Origin of the sequence: Nostoc sp. (assembly GCF_036917195.1) — a bacterium.
Taxonomy (GTDB): Bacteria; Cyanobacteriota; Cyanobacteriia; order Cyanobacteriales; family Nostocaceae; genus Nostoc.
Genome location: NZ_JBALDG010000094.1, coordinates 58,187 through 84,228, shown reverse-complemented (window position 1 = coordinate 84,228; position 26,042 = coordinate 58,187). Strand labels below are relative to the sequence as shown.

The 26,042-nt window shown below is 40.2% G+C and carries 8 protein-coding genes and 1 pseudogene; 8 read left to right on the top strand and 1 reads right to left on the bottom strand.

Annotation, left to right across the window (positions count from 1 at the left end; translation table 11 throughout):
* Window positions 1-8: 8 nt before the first annotated feature.
* Complete coding sequence (locus V7K40_RS32035) at window positions 9-392, bottom strand: transposase (RefSeq protein WP_334966910.1); 384 nt, start codon at window positions 390-392, stop codon at window positions 9-11.
* 300 nt (window positions 393-692) lie between these two features.
* Here V7K40_RS32035 and V7K40_RS32030 point away from each other — a divergent pair, with 300 nt between their 5' ends.
* The 8 genes and pseudogenes from V7K40_RS32030 to V7K40_RS31995 all read left to right on the top strand — a co-directional run bounded on the left by V7K40_RS32030 (window position 693) and on the right by V7K40_RS31995 (window position 26,032).
* The gene (locus V7K40_RS32030; RefSeq protein ID WP_334966909.1) at window positions 693-872 is read left to right on the top strand and encodes a hypothetical protein; all 180 of its coding nucleotides are present in this window, start codon (window positions 693-695) and stop codon (window positions 870-872) included.
* 257 nt (window positions 873-1,129) lie between these two features.
* On the top strand, window positions 1,130-2,221 hold the full coding sequence (gene leuB / locus V7K40_RS32025; RefSeq protein WP_334966908.1) for a 3-isopropylmalate dehydrogenase: 1,092 nt from the start codon (window positions 1,130-1,132) through the stop codon (window positions 2,219-2,221).
* Window positions 2,222-2,354: 133 nt separating this feature from the next.
* Window positions 2,355-2,504: pseudogene (locus tag V7K40_RS32020) on the top strand (3-isopropylmalate dehydratase); the annotation flags it as partial.
* 78 nt (window positions 2,505-2,582) lie between these two features.
* A complete protein-coding gene (locus V7K40_RS32015) occupies window positions 2,583-3,914 on the top strand; it encodes a 3-isopropylmalate dehydratase large subunit (RefSeq protein WP_334966912.1) in 1,332 nt (443 codons plus the stop codon).
* A 48-nt stretch (window positions 3,915-3,962) separates the two neighbouring features.
* Window positions 3,963-10,520 (top strand): amino acid adenylation domain-containing protein, encoded by a 6,558-nt coding sequence (locus V7K40_RS32010; RefSeq protein WP_334966907.1) that lies wholly within the window; start codon window positions 3,963-3,965, stop codon window positions 10,518-10,520.
* 88 nt (window positions 10,521-10,608) lie between these two features.
* Window positions 10,609-13,818 carry an amino acid adenylation domain-containing protein gene (locus V7K40_RS32005; protein WP_334966906.1) on the top strand — a complete coding sequence of 1,070 codons (3,210 nt, stop codon included), beginning with the start codon at window positions 10,609-10,611 and terminating at the stop codon, window positions 13,816-13,818.
* A gap of 122 nt (window positions 13,819-13,940) precedes the next feature.
* Window positions 13,941-21,755: an amino acid adenylation domain-containing protein gene (locus tag V7K40_RS32000; RefSeq protein WP_334966905.1), complete on the top strand. Its 7,815-nt coding sequence runs from the start codon at window positions 13,941-13,943 to the stop codon at window positions 21,753-21,755.
* Window positions 21,752-26,032: an amino acid adenylation domain-containing protein gene (locus V7K40_RS31995; protein WP_334966904.1), complete on the top strand. Its 4,281-nt coding sequence runs from the start codon at window positions 21,752-21,754 to the stop codon at window positions 26,030-26,032. The genes V7K40_RS32000 and V7K40_RS31995 overlap by 4 nt, the downstream gene beginning before the upstream one ends.
* Window positions 26,033-26,042: the final 10 nt, after the last annotated feature.

Genomic DNA, 26,042 nt, shown 5'->3' with positions numbered 1-26,042 from the left:
TTCAGGGTTCATAGTAATTGTACTTGCCTGAGTATTGTCATTGTGACTATTTTCCCCCAAATTATACCTATATTTGCAAAAGTGAGATGCTCCCTCGCATCGTGACGTAGAGTTTCATGGTCATTTACATCTTCATAGCCCATGATTAAGCCATATATTCTTTGTGCAATTAAGCCATTAACTGGATGCAGAATCTTATTTTGCTCTCGGTAATTTTTAAAACATGCTACCAGGCGTGATGTTATTTCTCTTTTTCTATCTAGTTCCGCAACTAATGTTAGTCCTGCATCAGATGTTACAGGCTCACCATTGAAATTAACTACAACTGGACATGACTTTACTTGTTCAAATATAAACTGTTTTAGTATACAATCGTTCTTATTTGGGGTCATACTTCAAACTGCTGGAATTGTTGTGCAATATACATTTTGGCACTTTTTGACCATATTTTCTCATTCTTTGTGAGAAATCCGGGAATAGCCTTTCGCTTTTCAAACATTTTCTTAATTTACTTAAAAATTTGCTTAAGTTTCTTAACTTTCCTTGCATTTACGCTCTGACACTAAGAATATTGAAAGGCGTATATGCCAATAGTAAATTCTTAACAGTTTTACGAGGGATTTAATAGGTAAGCACTGAATATAAAACTGGACATCATCAAGCAAATATACAAAACCATACAGCATTCAATCATGACAGCTACAATTAATTTCACTAAAGATTGGCAAGAAAATCTCACAGGTGAATTATCTTCAGGTGCTAAATTTGCAATCAATTATGATGAAAGTAAAGCATACTTTAGTAACCTGACCCGTGCCAAATATGAATTTTGGAGTGACATGATTCTAAAACCATTACCCGGTGGTCGTTAAACAGTAATGTTAAAAGCAAACGACCTTAGAAGTTCTTGTATATCATTTTGATAAATTGTTATATAACAAATAGTGGATAAACAAGGTATCAACTCTAATTACTCATTAACAATATAGTCTGAAATAAAAATATCGAAAATGAAAATAAGCAAAATAGATTTTAGTATAAATTATATTGTCAGTGTACTTAATGAGGAGAGTTCAGCTTTGAAAATTATAGAATCGATAAATCCTGCTCAATCAACAAATACGGAAAAATGAAGTCTTTGAATAATCTGTCTTATCGTATTGTTGCTATTGGTGGGGAAGGGATTGGCCCAGAAGTTGTACAAGCTTCTTTAAAAGTTTTGCAACAAGTTGCAAAACTTGAAGGATTTACCTTGCAGGTAGACTATGGTTGGCTTGGTGCAACAGCCTTAGAACAATTTGGTAGTTACTTTCCTCAAGCTACGGCCGAACTATGCAATGGATCTGATGGAATTGTATTTGGTGCAGTGACTCAGGGCGGACTGCTAGAACTGCGAAAGCATTACGATTTTTTTTGCAATCTGCGTCCAATTCGGATTATTAATAGTTTGGTGCATAAATCTAGCCTCCGACCAGAAAAAGTTCAAGGACTCGATATACTCATCATTCGAGAACTAGTCAGTGGAATTTATTTCGGCCCTGCGGGAAGGTCTTTTGATGAAAAGGGTGCTTATGGCTATCACACCATGCTTTATTACGATGAAGAGATTCGGCGGATAGCTCGTCAAGCCTTGCAAAAAGCCCAACAACGCCGAGGATTGCTGAGTGTAGCTCACAAAGAAAATGCCTTACCTCATTTGCCTTGGACTCGTTTAGTCCAAGAAGAAGCTCTACAGTTTCCAGGTGTTGTTGTCGAACCAATGCTAGTAGATAACTTAGCTATGCAAATGGTTCTCAATCCCCAGAGATTTGATGTAATTTTGGCAGGCAATCTGTTTGGAGATATTCTCAGCGATATTGGCGGAGCGTTAGTTGGTTCGCTTGGCTTATTAGGATCGGCTAGTCTGAATGCTGATGGATTAGGACTATACGAAGCAATTCACGGTACAGCCCCAGACATTGCAGGGTTAGGTATTGCTAATCCTTTGGGAACTTTGGAAGCTTGTGTTTTAATGCTCCAGCAGTGGGGAGAAGTGAGGGCTGCCCAACGAATCATAACAGCAAAAAAGCGAGTTTTAGCTAAAGGATATCGGACAGCTGATTTGGCTCCTCAAGGAGCAGAAATATTGATCAATACTGAAAAATTAATTGACCTTTTACTAGAAGAACTTTCCAGCAAGCAACATTCTGAATTCAAGGAGCTTTATGAATCAATTAAATAAAGTTTTACACTTAGGAGATGATATTAATACTGATGATATTATTCCTGCCAATCGAGCCACAACTTACGATCCAGATATTTTAAAACAATATGCTTTAGAACATTTGATTGGTGTAGGAGAGCTATTAAAATATAACGTCATTGTCGCTGGGGAAAATTTCGGTTGCGGTTCGAGTCGAGAAATTGCTCCTGTTGCCCTTAAAGCTGGTGGAATTGAAAAGATTCAAGCCAAATCGTTTGCAGAAATTTTTTATCGCAATAGCATCAATATTGGGCTGTCTCTAGAAATTTTGGGAGAAAAACAAGAGAATTCTGTAGTAGATGCGATCGCAGCAGCTGGTGGACTGATACCTTTTAATCAAATGCGTCGTCAGGGAAAAATAAGCATTCCTCAAAGCGTAACTCCCAAACAACCCATGACTTTAGTAGAAAAACTCTTAGCCAAAGCCTCTGGTAATTCCTACGTTCGGCCTGGAGAAGTAGTTTTTGCTCAGGTCGATTTAGCCTTATCTCATGATGCTGTCGCTGCACCTGTCGCCAAGACATTTTATCAACACTATGGAGAACAGGCCAAGCTGTGGGATGCTCAAAAGGTGGTTTTGGTAGCCGACCACTTTATCCAAGTTAATGATATCCGTACTGACCATAAAGCTAATCTCATGTATGAGCAAATGGTTGAGTTTGCCAAAGAGCAAGGCTGTCATTTATTTGATATGGTTTCCCCAGGCGAAGCTGTGGGTATCTGTCACGTCTTACTTCCAGAAAAAGGATTTGTCCGACCAGGAATGATCATTGCTGGTACAGACTCCCATACCTGCACCTACGGAGCTTTAGGAGCTTTTTCCACTGGGGTTGGCACTACAGACATGGCGAATATCTATGCGATGGGAGATATGTGGATTCGTGTTCCCTCAACATTAGTATTTGAGTTGACTGGAACCTTACCTCCCCATATCAGTGCCAAAGATATTATTCTATTTATTCTGGGGCAAATCGGCTGTGCTGGTGCTACCAGTAAAGTGATGGAGTTTCGCGGGTCAATCCTCTCACAATTGCCTTTTGATGAACGATTGACTCTAGCTAATATGGCCGTTGAGTGTGGTGCTATCTGTGGATTGATTGTGCCTGATGAGACGACGCGAAATTATGTGAAAAGTCGCTCTAACCAAGAATTTACAGAAATTATTGCCGATCCTGATGCTGAGTATGAAAAGGTGTATCGATTTGACCTCAGTAATCTAGAACCGCAAGTTGCGCGTCCTCCAAAACCAGATCAAGTAGTCCCGATTAGTGAGTTAGAAGAGGTTCCAATTACCAAAGCTTTTATTGGCTCTTGTACAGGCGGAAAACTCTACGATTTAGCTCAGGCTGCTGAAGTTTTGCAGGGTCGCCAACTAGCAGACGGCGTGAACTTGTTTATTGTCCCAGCAAGCGTGGAAATCAGAGAAAAAGCCCAACTTTTGGGCTATCTCGACATTTTTACCCAAGCAGGCGCACAAATTCTTAAGTCAGGTTGTGGAGCTTGTATTAATTCAGGAATTGGGGTTTTAGACAAAGAAGAAACGGGGATTTATGCAACCAATCGCAATTTTAAAGGACGCAGTGGCGATCCCACAGGCAAAAACTATTTAGCCTCCCCAAGAACTGTTGCAATATCAGCTATAAAAGGCAAAATCAGCCACTCCCTTGATTAAAAATAAAACTACTAATTTATTAATTTATATATAAAATTGATGAAAGAAATGGCGATAGATTCTACTCGTGATATTCATAATTTGTCTGTTTTAACTGAGCCAGAAAGACACAAAATATTGGTAGAATGGAATGATACAAAGGTAGATTATCCTAAATATTTGTGCATACATGAATTATTTGCAGCACAAGTAGAAAAAACTCCAGACAATATTGCTGTCGTCTTCGATGAACAGAAACTTACTTATCAAGAGTTGAATCATCGTGCTAATAAAGTAGCTCATTATCTGCAATCTTTGGGCGTAGGAAGAGAAGTTCTGGTAGGAATTTGTGTTGAGCGATCGCTCGACACGATCGTCGGGCTATTGGGGATTCTCAAGGCGGGAGCAGCATATCTCCCACTAGATACAAGCTATCCCCAAGAGCGTTTATCGTTCATGCTGTCAGATTCACAAGTGCAAGTCCTATTAACTCAGCAGAAGTTTGTTGATGAATTTTCTGTAAGCGGGGTGAAGACAGTTTGTTTTGATAGTGATGGGGAAGCGATCGCTTGCCAGAGTCACGAAAATCCTCCTAGCGATGTGACGGCTGAAAATCTCGCTTATCTGATTTATACATCCGGTTCAACTGGAACACCCAAAGGGGTACTAATTCAGCATCAAGGCGTATGCAATCTTGCCCAAGCACAAATTAAATTGTTTGATGTACACCCACACAGCCGTGTTCTTCAGTTTGCTTCTTTCAGCTTTGATGCTTCAGTTTGGGAAATTGTCATGGCTTTGGGTTCTGGAGCTAGTCTTTACATGGGAACTCAAGATTCCTTGCGCCCAGGAGCAGATTTAATAAAATTTTTGCGCGAACATTCAATTACTCACGTCACACTACCACCCACAGCACTAGCAGCTTTACCAGCAGAAGAATTGCCAAACTTACAAACTCTCATCGTTGCTGGAGAAGCTTGTAATCCTAAGCTAATAGCTCAATGGTCACAAGAGCGGCGTTTCTTTAATGCTTATGGGCCAACGGAATCAACTGTTTGCGCTACAGTTGCAGAATGTACTGCTGGAGATACTCAAGCAACCATTGGTCGAGCGATCGCTAATACCCAAGTTTATATCCTCGATAACCATTTGCAACCTGTTCCTATTGGGACTGCTGGCGAATTGTTTATTGGTGGCGACGGCTTGGCTAGAGGCTATCTGAACCGTCCAGAGTTGACTAGAGAAAGATTTATCCCCAATCCATTTGACGAGGCAGGAACCAAATTATATAAAACTGGGGATTTGACACGTTATTTACCAGACGGTAACATTGAGTTTCTAGGACGAGTTGATAATCAGGTGAAGATTCGCGGCTTCCGCATCGAATTGGATGAAATTGAAAAGCTCTTAATTCAACACCCAGATGTCAAACAGGTAGCTGTAATTGCCCGTGAAGATATTCCTAGTGATAAACGGCTTGTTGCTTATATAGTCCTGAATCAAAAGCCGGAAGCAATTATCGCTACCCTCAAACGCTTTCTGGAAGAAAAGCTGCCTAAATATATGGTTCCAGGGGTTTTTGTCATTTTAGATTCTTTACCCCTCACTCCAAATGGGAAAGTAGATCGTCAAAATCTGCCAGATGGCGATCGCACCCGCCCCGATCTCGAAGAAACCTTTGTCGTACCGCGTAACCCAATTGAAGAAAAACTAGCAAGCATCTGGGCTGAGTTACTGGGAATTGAGCCGATAGGAATCAATGACAATTTTTTCAATTTAGGCGGTCATTCTTTAATCGCAGCGCAAATGCTTTCCCGCATCCGCGATAGTTTTCAAGTCGAGTTATTCTTTCATCACATTTTCGCCTATCCTACCATAGCGGGTTTAGCTGGGCTGATTGAACAGTACAGCCACCTCCAGCAGCAATTACAACGTCCTGCAATCCAACCAGTTCCACGCTCAGGATACTTGCCAGCTTCCTTTGCTCAAGAGCGAGTGCATTTCATTCAAGAAGTAGCACCGGAAGGTAGCGCCTATCAAGCTCAGGTTACTCTGCGATTCACTGGGCAACTTAACGTGACAGCATTAGAACAGTGCCTCAGCGAGATTGTCCGCCGACATGAAATCTTCCGCACAACTTTTCCCGCCGCAGATGGACGCTTATTTCAAGTCATCCATCCAGCCTGGCCAGTCAACTTAAAAGTGGTAGACCTCCAGAGCATTCCTAAGTCTGAGCAAGAAGCCGAAATTCAGCGTCTATTTGACGCAGAGGTGCAGAAGCCTTTTTACTTAGATAAACTACCATTAGTTAGGTGGTTATTGTTGAAGTTGAGCGACCAAGACCATCTGTTAATCCACATCGAACATCACATGGTTCATGATGGTTGGTCTTTCAACAATGTATTTTTAAATGAGTTTCTTGCACTTTATCAAGCCTTCTGCTTAGGTCAACCTTCGCCATTACCAGAATTAACACTCCAATTTGCCGACTATGCCCATTGGCAGCGAGAGTGGGTGAAAAGCGAAGAAGCCCAAGCTCAATTAGCTTTTTGGCAGCAAAAGTTATCCGGCAGTCCGCCTCTGTTAGAATTACCTTACGACCGCCCCCGATTAGTAGAACAAACTTACAATGGCACTCAAATTAGGGTAGAGTTGCCTATTACTTTGTGCGAGTCTTTAAGAGTTCTCAGCCGTCAACAGGGAACTACTTTATTCATGACCACGCTGGCGGCTTTCTTAATAATATTGCGCCATTACACTGCACAAGAGGATCTATGTGTGGGTACAGCTGTTGCCAATCGCCGGATGCGCGAGACAGAACAATTAATTGGCATGATTGTCAATAATTTAGTATTACGCACCGATTTGTCTGGTAATCCTACGTTTCGGGAGTTGTTAAGTCAAGTCCGCCAAGTCACGCTGGAAGCCTTTGCTAACGAAGATTTACCCTTCGATAAGGTCGTGGAGGTTCTCAAGCCAATCCGCAACTTGAGTTATAATCCTGTATTTCAAGTGATGTTTAGCTTCCATGATTCTCCTCAGCCAGACTTAACACTCCTAGGCTTGAACATCACAACGAATGTAGCCCTCAGCAACAAATCAACAAAATTTGACCTGGATGTTGTCTTAATTCCGCAATATGGTGAAGGGAAAGGGATTACGGCGATTTGGGAATACAACACTGATTTATTCGACGCTGCCACAATCCAGCAGATGGTGGATCAGTATCAAAATTTACTAGAAAAGATTGTTGCTAACCCAGAGCAGCGAATTTCTGATTTACCACTGCTAACCCAGTCTCAGCAGCAATTATTGATGGAGTGGAATCAGACTCACAAGGAGTATTCTTCTAGTGAATGTATCCAGAAGTTGTTTGAGGCTCAGGTAGAGTTAACGCCTGATGCTGTAGCTGTAGAGCAGGATGGGCAGAAATTAACTTACCGCGAATTGAGCGATCGCGCCAATAAAATAGCCCATTATTTACAAAGTTTGGGAGTCAAACCAGAAACCCTAATCGGTATCTGCGTTGAGCGTTCCCTAGACATGATTGCTGGCTTACTCGGCATTCTCAAAGCTGGCGGTGCTTATGTTCCTCTTGACCCGGCTTATCCTCAAGAGCGAATCGCTGAAATTATTGCTGATACGCAACTCGGCTTTTTGCTGACGCAAGATAAATTCCAAGATAAATTGCTAGGTTATACCGGAAAAACAATTTGTTTAGATACAGATTGGGAATTAATCACGCCACAAAGTACAGCCAATCCAATTAGCGACGTTCAATTAGATAACCTGGCTTACATTATCTACACCTCCGGTTCTACAGGTAAATCCAAGGGGGTAACGCTCGAACATCGCTCATTGATGAATTTTGTCATTACCGCCATTGATGAATATGGAATCAAGACTAGCGATAAGGTTCTGCAATTTGCGTCTATTTGCTTTGATACATCGATTGAAGAAATCTTTCCTTGTTTGTGCATCGGTGCAACCTTAGTTTTACGCACTGAAGAAATGCTCAACTCCAGCGAAGATTTTTGGCAGTATTGTCAAAAATGGCAGTTAACTGTTTTAGATTTGCCGACAGCATACTGGCATCAGTTAGTAGCAGAACTTAAGCCCCAAGATGCTCGCATCTGTGAATGTTTGAGAACTGTAATTATTGGTGGTGAAGCAGTTCAACTAGAAAAAGTGCAGCATTGGCATACTTGTGTTGCTCATCTTTCCCCAGTACCGCAATTATTCAATACTTACGGGCCGACAGAAGCAACGGTTGTCACCACATTAGAACGTTTAACTCCAGCAGCCCCTTCTGTTAGTATTGGACGACCCATTAGTAATGCTCAAGTTTATGTTTTAGACCAATATCAGCAACCTGTACCGATAGGTGTTCCTGGTGAACTGCATATTGGTGGAACAGGATTAGCTAGGGGATATTGGCAACGTCCTGAGTTAACAAACGAAAAATTTGTCTCCAATGCTTTACAAAGCAGGGGAGCAGGGGAGCAAGGGAGCAGAGGAGCAAATGAAAACCAATCATCTCGCCTGTATAAAACAGGGGATTTAGTAAGATTTTGCAAGGATGGCAAGCTGGAATACTTGGGTCGAGTTGATAATCAGGTGAAGATTCGCGGCTTCCGCATCGAATTGGGCGAAATTGAGGCGGTATTGAGACAACACCCACAAGTATTGCAAGCTGTTGTCATTGCTCATGAAGACACCCCCGGACAAAAGCGGCTTGTGGCTTATGTCGTACCCCAAAAACCGCAACCAACCACCAATGAATTACGCAATTTCCTCAAGCAGAAACTACCGAATTACATGATTCCGGCTGCCTTCATGGTGTTGGAAAGCATACCGATGACTCCCAACCAAAAGGTAGACTACCGCGCTCTACCTACACCCGATTTTTCTCGCAGTGCTGAAGATAAATTTATTGCTCCTCGCACGCTGATAGAAGAGAAGTTAGTGGCGATTTGGTCGGAAGTTTTAAGAGTAGAAAATGTTGGCGTCCACGATAACTTCTTTGAACTGGGTGGAGATTCTATTCTCAGTATTCAGTTAATTTCCAAAGCGAACCAGGCAGGTATCCAAATTGCTGCTAAACAGTTATTTAAGTATCAAACCATTGCAGAGTTAGCTGCTGTAGCAGGTATCACTCGCCAAATCAAGGCTGAACAAGGGTTAGTAACTGGTTCTGTAGCCTTGACACCGATTCAACAATGGTTTTTCGAGCAGAAATTACCCGAACCCCATTACTTTAACCAGTCAGTACTGCTAGAAGTGTCGCCAGATGTGCAACCTGAGCTATTGCAGCAAATAGTACAGCAATTGTCAGCGCATCACGATGCTTTGCGTTTGCAGTTTGTGCAGGAAGGGGAAAACTGGCTGCAAATTAACGCTCCCACTCAGGAATCTGTACCATTGAGCGTCTTTGATTTGTCGCATCTACCGTCAGCAGAACAGCAAACAGCGATCGCAACTAAAGATGCTGAACTCCAGGCTAGTTTGGATTTATCTACAGGAGCGATGGCTACGCCCGCCGCAGGCATCGCACGAGTCGCATTATTTCAATTAGGCAATGATAGACCAAGTTGTTTACTATTCATTATCCATCACTTAGCAGTCGATGGGGTTTCCTGGCGGATTTTATTGGAAGACTTAGCTACTGCTTACCAACAAATTAGTTGGGGTGAGGCTATTAAATTACCAGCGAAAACAACCTCTTGGCAATATTGGAGCGATCGCCTGACAGAATATGCCCAAACAGAGGCCGTCAAAGAGTTGGATTACTGGCTGAGTCAATCTAGCCTTCAAGTTACAGCTTTACCAGTAGACTATACTTTTGGTGAAGAAAATAACACCGTAGCTTCAACTGCGTCTGTGACACTTGTTTTAAATGAAGAACACACACGCTCTCTGTTACAAGATGTACCCTCTGCTTACAACACTCAAATTAATGATGTGTTGTTGACAGCATTAGTACAAAGCTTTACTCAGTGGACAGGCGAAAGTTCTTTACTAATTGATTTGGAAGGACATGGCAGGGAAGATTTATTTGACGATGTAGACTTGTCCCGGACTGTCGGTTGGTTTACTACATTATTCCCCGTTGGCTTACAGCTAGGAGAAATCGAACATCCCGGAGAGGCTTTAAAGTTAATAAAAGAACAACTCCGGCGCATTTCCAACCGAGGAATTGGTTATGGTGTATTGCGATATTTGCACCAAAACACCACAATTCGGGAAAAATTGCAGTCCCTACCATCAGCACAAGTTAGTTTTAACTACCTGGGACAATTCGACCAAGTGTTGAAAGCATCTGAAGTTTTAGGTTTGGCTAAAGAATTTAAGTCCGAACAAAGCCTATTTAATCAACGTAGCCACCAATTAGGAATAAGCGGCTTTATTCGTGTGGGAAAACTGGAAATGACTTGGGCTTATAGCGAGAAAATTTACAAGCGAGACACCATTGAAAAGTTAGCTTCAGGATTTATGGAAGCATTAAAAACCCTAATTGCTCACTGTCAATTAAAAGAATCTCAAAGCTATACTCCATCAGACTTTTTAGCAGCCAAACTCAATCAAAAACAGCTAGATAAATTCCTAGCCAAAATCAATAAGAAGTAGTCAATGGTCAATAGTCAATAGTCAGTAGTCATTTATACTCTCACCCTTCTCCCTCATCTTCCCCTACTCCCTAACTCCAGAGGTAATTATGCAAAATATCGAAGACCTTTATGAACTTTCACCGATGCAACAAGGGATGTTGTTTCATACCCTTTATGCACCAGAATCGGAAATTTATTTTGAGCAGTTACTTTGCATTCTCTCTGGGAAATTGAATTTATTTGCTTTTCAGCAAGCTTGGGAACAGGTTGTAGCGCGACACTCTGTTTTACGCAGTTCTTTTTATTGGGAGGAGATAGAAAAGCCCTTGCAAATGGTGAGTAAACAAGTGGAACTTCCTTGGGTGCAAATGGACTGGCGACATTTAACACTTGATGAACAACAAAATCATTTAGAGGAGTTTTTGTCAAGCGATCGCCAAAAGGGATTCGATGTGACTCAAGCACCTCTAATGCGCTTTACGATCATTCAACTAACAGAGCAGGAATACCAATTTATTTGGAGTCATCATCATATCCTCTTTGATGGTTGGTCAATGCAGATTGTCCTCAAAGAAGTTTTGGCTTTTTATGAAGCAAATCAGCGAGGTGAATATTTACGCCTCCAAGGAGTTCGCCCCTATCGAGAATATATTGAATGGTTACAGCAACAGGATATTGACAAAGCAAAGAATTTTTGGCAAAAAACCCTTCAAGGGTTTGAAACTCCTACTCTTATAGGGAACAGGGAACAGGGAACAGGGAACAGGGGAATATATAATGAGCAACGTTTTCAATTATCTCAAACGGTAACTGAAAAATTGCAATTGACAGCGCGACAGCACCATTTAACTTTGAATAATTTGGTGCAAGGAGCATGGGCATTATTAATTTCTCGTTACAGTGGAAAAAGTGATGTAGTCTTTGGTGCAACTGTATCTGGTCGTCTACCCCAGCTTGAGCAAGTAGAGTCGATGGTGGGGCTATTTATCAATACCCTGCCAATACGGACAAAAATAACAGCCAAAACAGAATTAATACCCTGGCTCAAGCAATTACAAACCCAAGCATTAGAACAAGAACAATATGCTTATTTTTCTCTTGCAGAGATTCAACAATTAAGTGATATCCCGGTCGGATTACAACTTTTTAAAAGTATTTTAGTATTTGAAAATTATCCGCTAGATTATGCTAAACAAGAAAATCAAAAAACTTTAGAAATTAGTCATCTTAGTTGTTGGGAACGCACGAATTATCCTATTACAGTAGTAATTAATCCTGGTTCACAACTAGCTGGCAGGATTGTTTATGATACTAGCTGCTTTGATAAAGAAACAATTAACTGTATGATTGGGCATTTCCAAACATTGCTGGGAGGAATGGCAGATAATTTACAACAATATATTTCTCAATTATCTTTACTCAGTGCAGATGAGGAAAAACAATTAATTTTACTAGAAAATCATCAAAAAAGAAATATTTTTAATTATAAATGCATTCATATTTTATTTGAAGAACAGGTAGAAAAAAGTCCTGATGCCATAGCAGTTGTCTATCAACAACAATATTTAACTTATCGGGAATTAAATAACCGTGCCAATCAATTAGCCCATTATTTGCTTTCAATAGGCGTTAAACCAGAAGTCAAAGTGGGAATTTGTATTGAGCGTTCCTTAGAAATGGTAATTGGAATACTCGCTATTCTCAAAGCAGGAGGGGCTTACGTTCCTTTAGATCCAGCTTATCCCACCGAAAGACTAGCATTCATGCTAGAAGATGTACAAGCGCCAATCTTACTAACACAAACTAGTTTAAAAAATAGGCTCCCACTCGATAATAAAATTTTGGTGAATCTTGACACAGATTGGGAAAAAGTTACCCAATATCAAGAAGACAATTTACATAATGAAGTTAATCCAGAAAATTTAGCTTATATTATTTATACCTCTGGCTCAACGGGAACACCAAAGGGAACAGAAGTTGCTCATCGTAGCATTATTGGCTTTATGTTTGGAGTTGATTTTATTCACCTTGATGCAGAACAAATTTGGCTACAATATTCATCAATGTCCTGGGATGCATCAACCCTAGAACTTTGGCCGCCCTTGCTTTACGGTGGGCGTTGTGTGCTTTACCCAGACAAAATTCCCACACCAGAAGCCTTAAGCCGCATCATCCAAGAACAAAGAGTTAATACCTTATTTCTGACTACCGCCTTATTCAATCTCATGATTGACACAATGCCAGAAGGGTTGTCTGGGGTGAAACAACTACTGTTTGGGGGAGAATCCGTTTCTGTACCTCATGTTCGTTGCGCTTTAGAACTACTGCCGATAACGCAATTAATTCATGCTTATGGCCCTTCGGAATGTACAGTTTTTACCTGTTGTTATCCAATTTCCAAACAACTTGCTCAAAATGTGCATTTAATTCCCATTGGTAAACCCATCGGTGATAGGACAGTTTACTTACTAAATGAAGACTTACATAGAGTTCCAATTGGTGTTCCTGGTGAACTCTATGTGGGTGGGGCGAGTGTTGCTAGAGGTTACTTAAATCAACCAACATTAACCCGTGAAAAATTTATTCCTAATCCTTTTGTTGAGGGAGATATCCTTTATAAAACTGGAGATTTAGGGCGTCGCCTCCCTGATGGAAATCTGGAATTTATCGGACGAATTGATACACAAGTAAAAATTCGTGGTTTTCGGATTGAATTAGCAGAAATTGAAGCAATTTTAATTCAAAATATTGAGATAAAGCAAGTTTTAGTTATTGCGCGGGAAGATGAACCAGGGAATAAATTGTTAGTAGCTTATTTGGTGGCGAAGGATAATTCACAAACTCTTAGTAGCTTACGAAACTTCCTCCAGAAAAAGCTACCAGATTACATGATTCCTGCGGCTTTCGTATTTATAGAAGCATTTCCTCTCTCTCCTAATGGTAAAATCAATCGCCGTGCTTTACCTGCACCTGATACTTATCAAAGAAATCTAGATGTTGATTTTGTCGATCCTCGCACACCAATTGAAGAAGAATTAGCGACAATTTGGAGTACAGTTCTGAAGTTACAACAGGTAGGAATTCACGATAACTTTTTTGAGTTAGGAGGACATTCTTTACTAGCTACTCAAGTTGTTTCTCGCTTAAGAGAGATTTTTAGTTTAAATTTTCCTTTACGTTACTTGTTTGAAAATCCAACTATTGCTGAACTAGCGCAAAAAGTGAGTGAGCAAGCGGAAAATGATGATTTAGCAAGGGTTTTGGCAGAGGTGGATGAGTTATCGGAGGAGGAGGTGAGGAAGCAGTTAGTTTTGTGAGGATTTTTTTAACGCAAAGGTACGCTGAGTAAGCGCAAAGTTACACAAAGTCTTAAATGTTTCATCTCTCTGTTACCTCTGCGTCTCTGTGGTTCGATAAAAAACTAATTTTTAATATTATTATGAGTGACTTATTAAAAGGTCTTCAATCTCTATCACCTGAAAAACGAGAATTAGTTTTACAAAAACTGAAAAAGCAGCAGAAAACGCCGCTACTTACTCCTGTATCACGAGAACAGCCTCTTCCTCTCTCTTTTGCTCAACAAAGGCTGTGGTTTATTGAGCAATTAGAAGGCGATAATTGTGTTTATAATGTGCCGTTTTTCTGGCAAATTAGCGGAATTCTGAATGTCAGTGCGTTGGAAAAAGCGATCGCAGCAATTATCCAACGTCATGAAGTCTTACGTACTTGCTTCTCTGTTGTGGATGAGTCGCCTATACAGGTGATTCACGCTCATCCTCAAGTTAAGATGCAGGTGCTAGACTGGCGACAAGTCCCAAAAGAACACCAGTTAAGCAAGGCGGGACAGTTAGCTACAGCAGAATTACAACAGCCATTTGATTTATCAAATCCACCTTTGCTGCGAGTAAAGTTGTTGCAATTAGCTGAACAATCCCATTTGTTGTTGCTGGTTATCCATCATATTGTTTGTGATGGCTGGTCAATGGACATCTTCCGCCGGGAATTGTTCGCTCTTTACACAGCTTTTTGTAATGGTGAATCGTCTCCTTTACTCGAACTACCTCTACAATATGCTGATTTCGCCCATTGGCAAAGACAATGGTTACAGGGAGAGGTACTGCAAACCCAACTCAATTACTGGCAAAAACAACTAGCAGATGTCCCGCCGCTTTTAGAATTACCCACAGATAAACCACGTCCATCAGTGCAAAGCTTCAAGGGGCGAAGTGAGTTTTTGGAACTCGATCGAGATTTAACGCAGAAGTTGAAGCGTTTGAGTCAGGAGTCAGGAAGTACTCTGTTTATGACAATGCTTGCAGCATTTACGCTGTTATTGTCGCGTTACAGTAGACAAGAGGATATTGTTGTTGGTTCTGCGATCGCTAATCGCAATCGTCGTGAATTAGAATCATTAATTGGCTTTTTTGTCAATACTTTAGCTTTGCGTACCAAGCTGCAAGGAAATCTAACTTTCTTAGAATTACTGCAACAGGTGAAGCAAGTCACTCTTGATGCTTATGACCATCAAGATTTACCCTTTGAGAAGCTAGTTGATGAATTGGGATTAGAGCGATCGCTTTCCCATCATCCCCTATTTCAAGTCGCTTTTGGCTTGCAAAGTGGAACTCCGGAGAAACTAGAAATTCCTGGCTTAACTCTTTCCCGTTTCGAGTGGGAAAACACGACGACGCTGTTTGATTTGTCGCTGATTTTCCGGGAAACTCCTCAAGGTTTAACAGGAGAATGGGAATATGCAACCGATTTATTTGAGGGTGAAACTATCCAACGGATGGCGGTACATTTTGAAGTTCTACTCAAGCAAATTATTGATAACCCGAATCAGCCAATCAATACTTTATCTTTGCTTACAGAGGATGAGCGTCAGAACTTACAAAGTTGGAATCAAACTCAAATAGAATATCCCCACGATAAAACTTTAGTTGATTTATTTGAAGAACAAGTTAGAAAAAATCCTGATAATCAGGCTGTATTTTTTGAATTGAAAAGTTTAACTTATCAAGAACTTAATCAAAAAGCTAATCAACTGGCTTATTATTTAATTCACAATTACCAAATTCAACCAGACACCTTAATTGGTATCTGTGTTGAACGTTCTTTAGAAATGATTATTGGTGTACTCGGTATTCTCAAAGCGGGTGGAGCTTATGTACCGATTGACCCTAATTATCCCCAAGAACGGATTAATTTCATGTTAGAAGATTCTGGAATATCGGTATTATTAACCCAAAGTCTTCTATTAGATAATTTACATTTAGATAACTTAGAAAAGCCTTGTCATGTTATTTGCTTAGATGATGTCTCACGCAAAGACGAGGACACTTGCGTGGGCGGGTTTCCCGACTTGAGCAAAGTGTCCGTCGCAAAGACAAGGCAGCGCGTTACGGGGGTTCCCCCCGTTATAGCAACTGCCGCGCAAAGGAATATTATTCCGAAAAGTACGCCTGATGATTTAGCTTACGTTATCTACACCTCTGGTTCAACGGGACGACCGAAGGGTGTGATGATTGAGCATAAAGCCATCGTCAATCTCGCCTTGGGCTGGACTGAAACTTTTCAAGTTCAAACCCACAGTCGTGTGCTTCAATTTGGTTCTTTTAGTTTCGATTTGTCTATTGGTGAAATTGCAACGGCTTTATCCGCAGGTGCTTGTTTATATTTAGCTCATCAAGACACTTTGTTACCAGGTCAAAGCTTAGTTGACTTTTTAACCCAACACAAAATTACCCATATCTTTTTACCTCCGTCAGCTTTAGCTATATTACCAAAGGCGACTCTAAGTAATTTACAATCTATCGGTGTCGGTGGGGAGGCTTGTAGTGCTGAATTAGTTAGTCAGTGGGGAAGGGGACGACGTTTTTATAACTGCTACGGGCCGACAGAATGTACAGTTATTGTAGCGATGGCTCTTTGTCAACTCAACGGTAAAAAACCACCAATTGGTAAACCTTCTCCCAATCTCCGCATTTATATTTTGGATGCACATAATCAACCATTACCACCAGGAATACCAGGAGAATTATCTATTGCGGGAGTTGGTTTAGCTAGAGGTTATCTCAATCGTCCTGAAATTACTGACCAAAAATTTATTGAGGTTGAATTATTTGGTAAAACTGAAAGAATTTATCAAACTGGTGACTTAGCAAGATGGAATACTGATGGCAATCTAGAATATTTAGGTCGGATTGACGAGCAGGTAAAATTACGAGGTTTTAGAGTTGAACTTGGTGAAATTGAATCACTTTTATTACAACATCAATCAGTTAAAGAAGCTATTGTAATTTTATACGAAGCTGATAATACTCATAGATTAATAGCTTATATCACTGAGGCAGAGAAATCTGTTGATTTAGCGGTTGAAGTTAAAGAATACCTGAAAAATCGCCTGCCAAATTATATGATTCCAAGCCAGATAATGGTTTTGGAACAGTTGCCTCTGACTGCTAACGGTAAACTAGATAGGCGAGCATTACCAGCACCAAATACAGTCGCTGCCTCTGATTTGGAAATCCTAGTAAATCCCACAGAAGAATTACTAGCTAGTTTATGGCAAGGTTTGTTAAAAGTTAAGTTTGTTGGTCGCTCTGAAAACTTTTTTGAATTAGGTGGACATTCTCTATTAGCAACTCAATTAGTTGCTCGTATTCGTGATAGTTTCGGGGTAGAATTATCTGCTCGTAAGGTATTTGAGCAAAGCGTTTTATCTGAGTTGGCGCGGGAAATTGACAAAGCATCTGCGAGTGTTGCTTTACCTCTCATTACACACCAACCAGAAAATGAGCCGAAAACTCTATCTTTTGCCCAATCAAGACTCTGGTTTTTAGCCCAGCTTGAAGGGAAAGGAACTTCTTCTACCTACAATATGCCCTTCGCACTCCAACTTGACGGCAACTTAAATGTAGAAGCTTTACGCCAGAGTTTAACCTATTTGCTGGAACGCCATACAACTTTACGCACTTATTTCCCTGCTTTGGAGGGACAACCCCAAGTAATAGTTAAAGATGTAGAAGATATGAAAGTGCTGGAAATCAAGGACTTACAAACACTTGATTTCCAGACGCAAGCGGAAACTGTACAAAAGTTAGCCAATAACCATGCTCAAGAACCCTTTAACTTAAATACTGGCCCCTTATTCAGAGCTAAACTACTGCAACTGGCCCAACATAAAAATATCCTGCTGATTAATATACACCACATCATCAGTGATGGCTGGTCAATGGGAGTGTTTAAGCGCGAATGGCAACAGGCTTATGCTGCTTATGCTGCGGGTTCTACTCCCAACTTGTCACCGTTACCGATTCAGTATAACGATTATGCGGCTTGGCAGCGCAGTTGGTTACAAGGGGAGAGTTTATTAAGCCAGGAAAATTATTGGAAACAACAACTAAGTGATGCGCCCCGCTTGCTGGAATTACCTACTGATTATCCCCGTCCAGCGCAGCAAAGTTACCAAGGTGAGCGTGAAGAATATTGTTTGAGTAAAGAACTGACTCAGAAACTTAAAGCTATTAGTCAACAACAAGGGGTGAGTTTATTTATGACCCTGTTGACTGCTTTCAATATTTTACTGTGGCGTTATAGCCGCCAAGAAGATTTATGTGTTGGTTCTGGCATTGCTAACCGCACCCATAGCTACATAGAAGGATTAATTGGCTTTTTTGTCAATACCTTAGTATTGCGGAGCAAAATCAAGCCAGAGCAAGCATTTATTGATTTATTGCAACAAACCCGCCAAACTTGCTTAGATGCTTATGCTCATCAAGATATTCCCTTTGAGTATTTGGTAGAACAACTGCAACCAGAACGCAGTCTTAGCCATAATCCATTATTTCAAGTGATGATGGTGCTGCAAAACGCGGCAGGGGCGGGAGTAAATGTTAGTTTACCAGGGCTAGATATTCAATACCTGGAACAAAGTTTTCCGTTTGCCAAGTTTGATTTATTGCTGGATTTGCGTGAAAGGCACGAGCAACTACATTGTATATGGGAATATGCCACAGATTTATTTGAGGCATCAACAATTAAACGCATGGCGGGACATTTTGAAGTGTTGCTGACAGCAATTACCCAAAATCCCCAACACCCGATTCATCAGCTACCTATAATCACCCCAGCAGAAAGCCAAAAACTGCAAATTTGGAATCAAACAGACACAGATTATCCTCAGCATCATACTCTGGTGACTCTGTTTGAAGAACAGGTAGCAAAAACGCCAAATAAAATAGCTATGGTGTTTGCAGATCAAAGCCTGAGTTATCGAGAACTCAATCAACAAGCTAATCAACTGGCGCATTATTTGTTGCAACTCAAAAGCCAGCAACAATTATCTGATAACCCATTGATGGCGATTTGCATGAATCGTTCACTGGAAATGCTCATCGGTATGTTTGCTATCCTCAAAGCTGGTGGGGCTTACGTACCAATTGATCCAAGTTATCCCCAAGAACGCATTCATTTAATGCTTGAAGATAGTGATGCGGCAGTATTACTAACAACTAAATCTCTTAAAAAGCAACTTTCCTTAGAAAAGTTTAACAACTCCTGCCAATTAGTATTTCTAGACGAACAAACATGGTCTGAACAGTCTACAGATAATCCTCAGCTAAATAATAATCCTGATGAGTTGGCTTATGTAATTTACACTTCCGGTTCGACTGGAAGACCAAAAGGCGTGGCAATTTGTCACTCCTCATTGACTAATTTATTATATTCAATGAAAGAAAAGCCAGGAATAAGTACGTCTGATACTCTCTTGGCTATCACAACTATATCTTTTGATATCGCTGGGCTGGAAATTTATTTACCTCTAATCGTAGGAGCAAAAATAATTCTAGTTAGTCGAGAAATTGCCTCTGACGGTTTACAGTTAGCAGAACAATTAGTCAACACTGCCACTACTTTTATGCAAGCTACTCCAGCTACTTGGCGGATGTTGTTAGCCGCAGGTTGGAAAGGTTCAACCCAACTAAAAATCTGCTGCGGCGGTGAAGCATTAACTTGGGAACTGGCTCATCAACTACTTGAAAAATGTACTGAGCTTTGGAATCTTTATGGCCCAACCGAGACTACTATTTGGTCAGATATCTATCCAGTAAATACTTTTGAGCAAGACAAAAATTTTCAAGGGTCTGTGTTATCAATTGGCAAGCCGATCGCCAATACTCGCATCTACATATTAGATAACTACAATCAACCCCTTCCCCCTGGTATTCCTGGGGAACTCTGCATTGCAGGTGCAGGTTTAGCACAGGGCTATTTGAATCGTTCTGATTTAACTGCTGAAAAATTTATCACATTAGAATTATTTGGTAAAACTGAGCGAATTTATAAAACTGGTGATTTAGCCCGGTGGCTACCGGATGGAAATCTGCAATACTTAGGACGGATAGATCATCAAGTTAAACTGCGTGGTTTCCGTATTGAATTAGGTGAAATTGAAGGATCTTTACTCAAACACCCCGAAATTCAGGAAGCGGTTGTTTTAGTTCGGGAAGAAAGCGATCGCGATCGACGTCTAGTGGCTTATGTCGTCCCCACAGTAACAGACAACACCAGCCAAAATGAACAAGTAGAATTGTGGGAACAAGTTTTTAATGATAGCTACTCTCAGCAAGCAATCCCAACCGACGATCCAACGCTAAATCTCGCGGGTTGGAAAGATAGCTACACTGGAAAAGCAATTCCCTCATTTGCAATGCAAGAATGGCGGGATACAACTGTTGACCAAATTTTAGAACTTGCACCCCAACGAGTTTGGGAAATCGGATGTGGGACAGGGATGTTATTATTTAAAATTGCGCCTCATTGTCAGCATTATTTAGGCACAGATTTTTCATCGGGCGGATTGCAGTATATTGAACAATATCTCAAACAGCAGTCTCTCAATGAAAAAGTTACCTTAAAAACTAGGGCAGCCAACCAATTTGATGGCATTGAAACAAATGCTTATGAATTGGTAATTTTAAACTCTGTAATTCAGTATTTTCCTTCTTTAGATTACTTGTTATCAGTAATCGAAGGGGCTATCAAAACTGTTAGTTATCAGGGGAAAATTTTTATGGGAGATGTGCTAAATCTCAATTTATTAGAAACTTTCCACACCGCAGTAGAATTTGATCGCGCCTCTGATGAATTATCAATTCAGGACTTGCGCCAACAGATTCAAAAAAGCATCCGTACTGAAACCGAATTACTAATTAATCCTGATTTCTTTATCGCTATCAAACAAAAATTTCCTCGGATTAGTCACGTAGAAATTCAATTGAAACGGGGTTACAGCCATACGGAAATGAGCCGTTTTCGTTATGATGTGGTTTTACATTTGGATAGTACAAACACTCCTGTTGCAGAGCCTCAATGCTTAGATTGGCAAGAACAAGAGTTAAATCTGGAAACTATCGAGAAAATTATCACAACTCAGCAACCAGATTTATTAAGGATTAAAGATATTCCGAATGCACGTCTAACTTTAGAAATGGCATTGTTAGAAAAAATTCCTCAATTAGATGGTTATGTTGCAGATTTAAAAGCTGCAATCTCACAAGTTCAATCAGGTATAGAACCCGAAGCATTCCGAACTTTAACGCAAGATTTACCTTATACGCCTTTTATTCAATATAGTTCTACAGGATTTGTTTATTACGATGTTATTTTGCAAAGAAATATCCCTGGACAAGAGACAATACCAAGATTTCATCAAAAAGAAAATTGGCGACTGAAACCTTGGCAATATTACGCTAATCAACCGTTACAATATCGCGTCAATCAAGTCACTCCAGAGTTATTAGAAGAATGGCGAGATTTTCTGGCAAAAAATCTACCTGACTATATGATTCCTAGCCATTTTGTTGTTTTAGAAAAACTGCCATTAACACCGAATAGCAAAGTAGATCGTAAAGCTTTACCTGCACTGGATAAGGCAGTTGCAGCCATAGATATTGAATTACCTGTAACAGAGACAGAAAAATTACTAACTCAACTATGGGCAAAGCTGCTGAAATATGAATCTATTTCTCGACAAGATAACTTCTTCAACTTGGGAGGACATTCATTATTAGCTACTCAATTGTGTTACCGCATCCGCGATACTCTCAACGTAGAAATGCCACTACGTCAAGTATTTGACTCTCCCATTCTCAGCGAATTGGCGAGTTATATAGATAGCTGCATTTGGATTAATTCCGCTACCACAGATATGCAACCTTTAAATTCAGACGAAGAGGAAATTGAACTATGACTATGACACAAAATCAGCCAATAGTTTCTTTAATACTTCGTTTGCAGAATATAGGCTGCAAAATTTGGGCTGAAAATGATAAGTTACGAATTCGTACTAGCAAAAATGCCCTCACTGCTGAACTCAAACAGGAAATTCAAGCCAACAAAGCTGAGATTCTAGCCTTTTTGAAAGCAGCTAAAACGCAAGTTACTGTTAAAGAAGAAATTCCGACTTTAAGTGCTGACTCTCCCAAGCTGCTTTCTTTTGCTCAACAACGCCTCTGGGTATTAGCGCAATTCCAAGGGTTATCAGCTACTTATAATATGCCGATCGCTCTACAATTAGACGGCGACTTAGATATTGATGCCCTGCGTTCTAGTTTGGCTTATTTGCTAAGTCGGCACGAGAGTCTGAGGATATATTTTCCCACCGTTGCTGGACAACCCCAAATTGCGCTTCCTAATTTAGACGAAATCGAAGTTTTAACTGTACAAGATTGCCGAAACCTGGATGAGAGCCAATATTTACAACATTTAATAGATGCTCATGCTCAAGAACTGTTTGATTTAAGCACTGGCCCTTTGTTTAAAGCAAAACTGCTGCAATTGCAGGTTTATCCTGAGCGACTTGTGCCGAGCATTCGCGTAGCGTCTCGTAGAGAAGTCGAGGTAAGCCGAAGGGAGCAAAAATGTGTGTTGCTCATAAATATGCACCACATTATCAGTGATGGCTGGTCAATGGGGGTATTTGTGCGTGAGTTACAGCAAGCTTACACTGCTTTTACCCAAGGTCAAAGCCCAAACCTTCCTCCCTTGCCTATTCAATACAACGACTATGCAGCTTGGCAAAGAAACTGGTTACAAGGCGAAGTATTAGAAAACCAGATTAATTACTGGAAAAATCAACTAGGTGATGCTTCCCCATTACTAGAGTTACCTACCGATTATCCCCGTCCAGCATTGCAAAGCTACCGAGGCGATCGCTTTCTCTATTCTCTCACACCAGAGTTAAGTGCTGCCGTTAAAAATTTCAGCCAACAGCAAGGCGTAAGCCTATTTATGACTTTGTTGGCTACTTTGAATATTCTATTATCTCGTTACAGTCGCCAAAACGATTTATGTATTGGTTCTCCCATTGCCAACCGCACCCATAGCCAAACAGAAGGGTTAATTGGCTTTTTTGTCAATACTTTGGTACTGCGTAACCAAATCAAACCTGAGCAAAGTTTTATCGAGTTCCTGCAACAAACTCGCTCCTCTTGTTTAGATGCTTACGCTCATCAAGATATCCCCTTTGAAGTTCTGGTAGAAAAATTACAACCGGAACGCAGTATGAGTTATAACCCATTATTTCAGGTAATGTTTGCGCTGGAAAATAACGAAAGTCCAGACTTGAGTTTACCAGGGTTAGATATTCAATGGTTGAGGGTGAAGGGTGCGATCGCTAAGTTTGATTTAACATTGATGGCGATGGAATATGACAACCAGTTAAATTGCTCTTGGGAATACGCTACCGACCTTTTTGAAAAAGCTACTATCCAACGAATGGCGGGACAGTTTGAAGTTCTGCTCAAGGGAATTATTGATAATCCAAATCAACCGATTAATACTTTGCCTTTGATGACAGCAGCCGAACTGCTACAACTGCAACGCTGGAAGCAAACTCAAACCGATTATGCTGAAGATAAAACTTTAGTTTATTTATTTGAAGAACAAGTTAAGAAGAATCCCGAGAATCAAGCTGTATTTTTTGAATTTAAAACTTTAACTTATCAACAACTGAATCAAAAAGCTAATCAATTAGCTCACTATTTAATTCAAAATTATTCTATTGAGCCAAATACATTAATCGGTATCTCTGTCAAACGTTCTTTAGAAATGATTATTGGTGTACTCGGTATCCTTAAAGCTGGTGGGGCTTACGTACCGATTGACCCTAATTATCCCCAAGAACGGATTAAGTTCATGTTAGAAGATTCTGAGATATCAGTATTGCTAACCCAAAGTTTTTTATTAGATAAATTACCTCTAACTGAACTAAAATACCAGGTCATTTGTTTAGATGAGGAATTATTTACTAAAGAATTAACGGATAATCCCAGTCATCAAAGTACGCCTAATAATTTAGCTTACGTTATCTACACCTCTGGTTCGACAGGACGACCGAAGGGTGTGATGATTGAGCATAAAGCCATTGTCAATCTCGCCTTGAGTTGGACTGAAACTTTTCAAGTTCAAACCCACAGCCGTGTGCTTCAATTTGGTTCTTTTAGTTTCGATTTGTCTATTGGTGAAATTGCAACGGCTTTATCCGCAGGTGCTTGTTTATATTTAGCTCATCAAGACACTTTGTTACCAGGTCAAAGCTTAGTTAACTTTTTAACCCAACACAAAATTACTCACAGCTTTTTATCGCCTTCAGCTTTATCAGTTTTACCAAAGGCAACTTTTCCTGATTTGCAATGTATCACTGTTGGGGGGGAAGCTTGTACTGCTGAATTAGTTAGTCAGTGGGGAAATGAACAACGTTTCTATAATTGCTATGGGCCAACAGAATCTACTGTGACTGCGGCTATTTATCTTTGTCAACCCAATGGCAGAAAACCACCAATTGGTAAACCAATACCTAATGTACATATATATATTTTAGATGCAAAGAATCAACCGTTACCGCCAGGAATACCAGGGGAATTGTGTATTGCGGGAGTTGGTTTAGCTAGAGGTTATCTCAACCGTCCAGAAATTACTAGCCAAAAATTTATTGAAATTGATTTATTTGGTAAAACTGAAAGAATTTATCAAACTGGTGACTTAGCAAGATGGAATGCTGATGGCAACCTAGAATATTTGGGTCGTATTGACGAGCAGGTGAAATTACGTGGTTTTAGGATTGAACTTGGTGAAATTGAATCACTTATATTAGAACATCCATTAGTTAAAGAAGCTGCTATCACCTTATATAAAACAGAAACCAATCAGAGTTTAATTGCATACGTAACGGGAATCACCAATGATTTGTCTAGCGAATTAAGAAATCATCTCAAATCACGCTTACCTGATTACATGATTCCTGCTCAGATCGTGGTATTGGATGAGTTACCTTTAACTCCTAATGGCAAAATTGACCGTAAAGCTTTACCTGCACCTAATCTTGAGATTAAAAGTTTATATACACCCCCACGCAACGAAGTTGAACAAAAACTAGTGCAATTATGGTTTGCTGTCCTCGAACGTCAAGAAATTGGAATTCATAATAACTTTTTCGATTTAGGCGGACATTCTTTATTGGCGGTGAAATTGCTCAATAATATTCAACAAGTTTTTGGGCAACAACTTGCCTTGAGTAGTTTATTTCAGAACCCTACTATTGCTCAACTAGCCGAACAAATTTTTAATACTTCTAATACTGGGGTGCAACAGTTCCATCCAGATTTACTGTTACTCCAACCTCAAGAAAATGCAACCTCTTTATTTTGTCTCCCTGGTGCAAATGGACACGGCTTCTATTTTCAAGATTTGGCTACCAATTTAGGAAATGAGCATCCTGTTTATGGGCTAGAAACTCCAGGGAGAGATGGACTCAGCCCACTCCCAAACTCAGTAGAACTTCATGCAAGTCAACTGATTAAGGTATTACGTCAACAACAACCCAAAAGTCCATACATACTAACAGGATACTCATCAGGTTGTGCTGTTGCTTTTGAAATAGCTTTCCAACTAGAACAGCAAGGTGAAAAGGTAGAATTACTGACTATCTTAGACTCTGGATTGGTTACTCACCCTAAGCATTTAATTGATAGAACAGAGCTTGATTGGATTTGGCAATTACTCCAACGGATTGAAGCTTTAAAAAGAGTTTCTTTAGGTTTGGAATACCCTGATTTAGCTGCTAAAAGCGATGACAAAGCCCGTTGGGATTTGGCAGCAGAGTATTTATACAAACATAAAGTCCTACCGGAACACTCAAGTCTTGATTTACTAAAAACCAACATGCAGGTGATGAAAGTGCTAACACTCAATTACGCCAATTATCAGCCTAAGCATTCAATTTTTGCGCCGATTGTTGTATTCCGCGCTCAAGAAGTGCATGAAATTGTTGTGCGAGAACTCCAAGCTTTTTCTGATTACGATTTACCTGATTGGGGATGGCAAACCTATACTCAAAAGCCTGTCAAGGTGATTTATATACCTGGAAATCATGGAAGAATGCTTTATGAACCCAATGTCAAAGTATTAGCCACACAACTACAAAGGGTGATGCTAGAAGCAAACAAAGCGATTGCTCTCAATTGTTAACCTAAGTTTT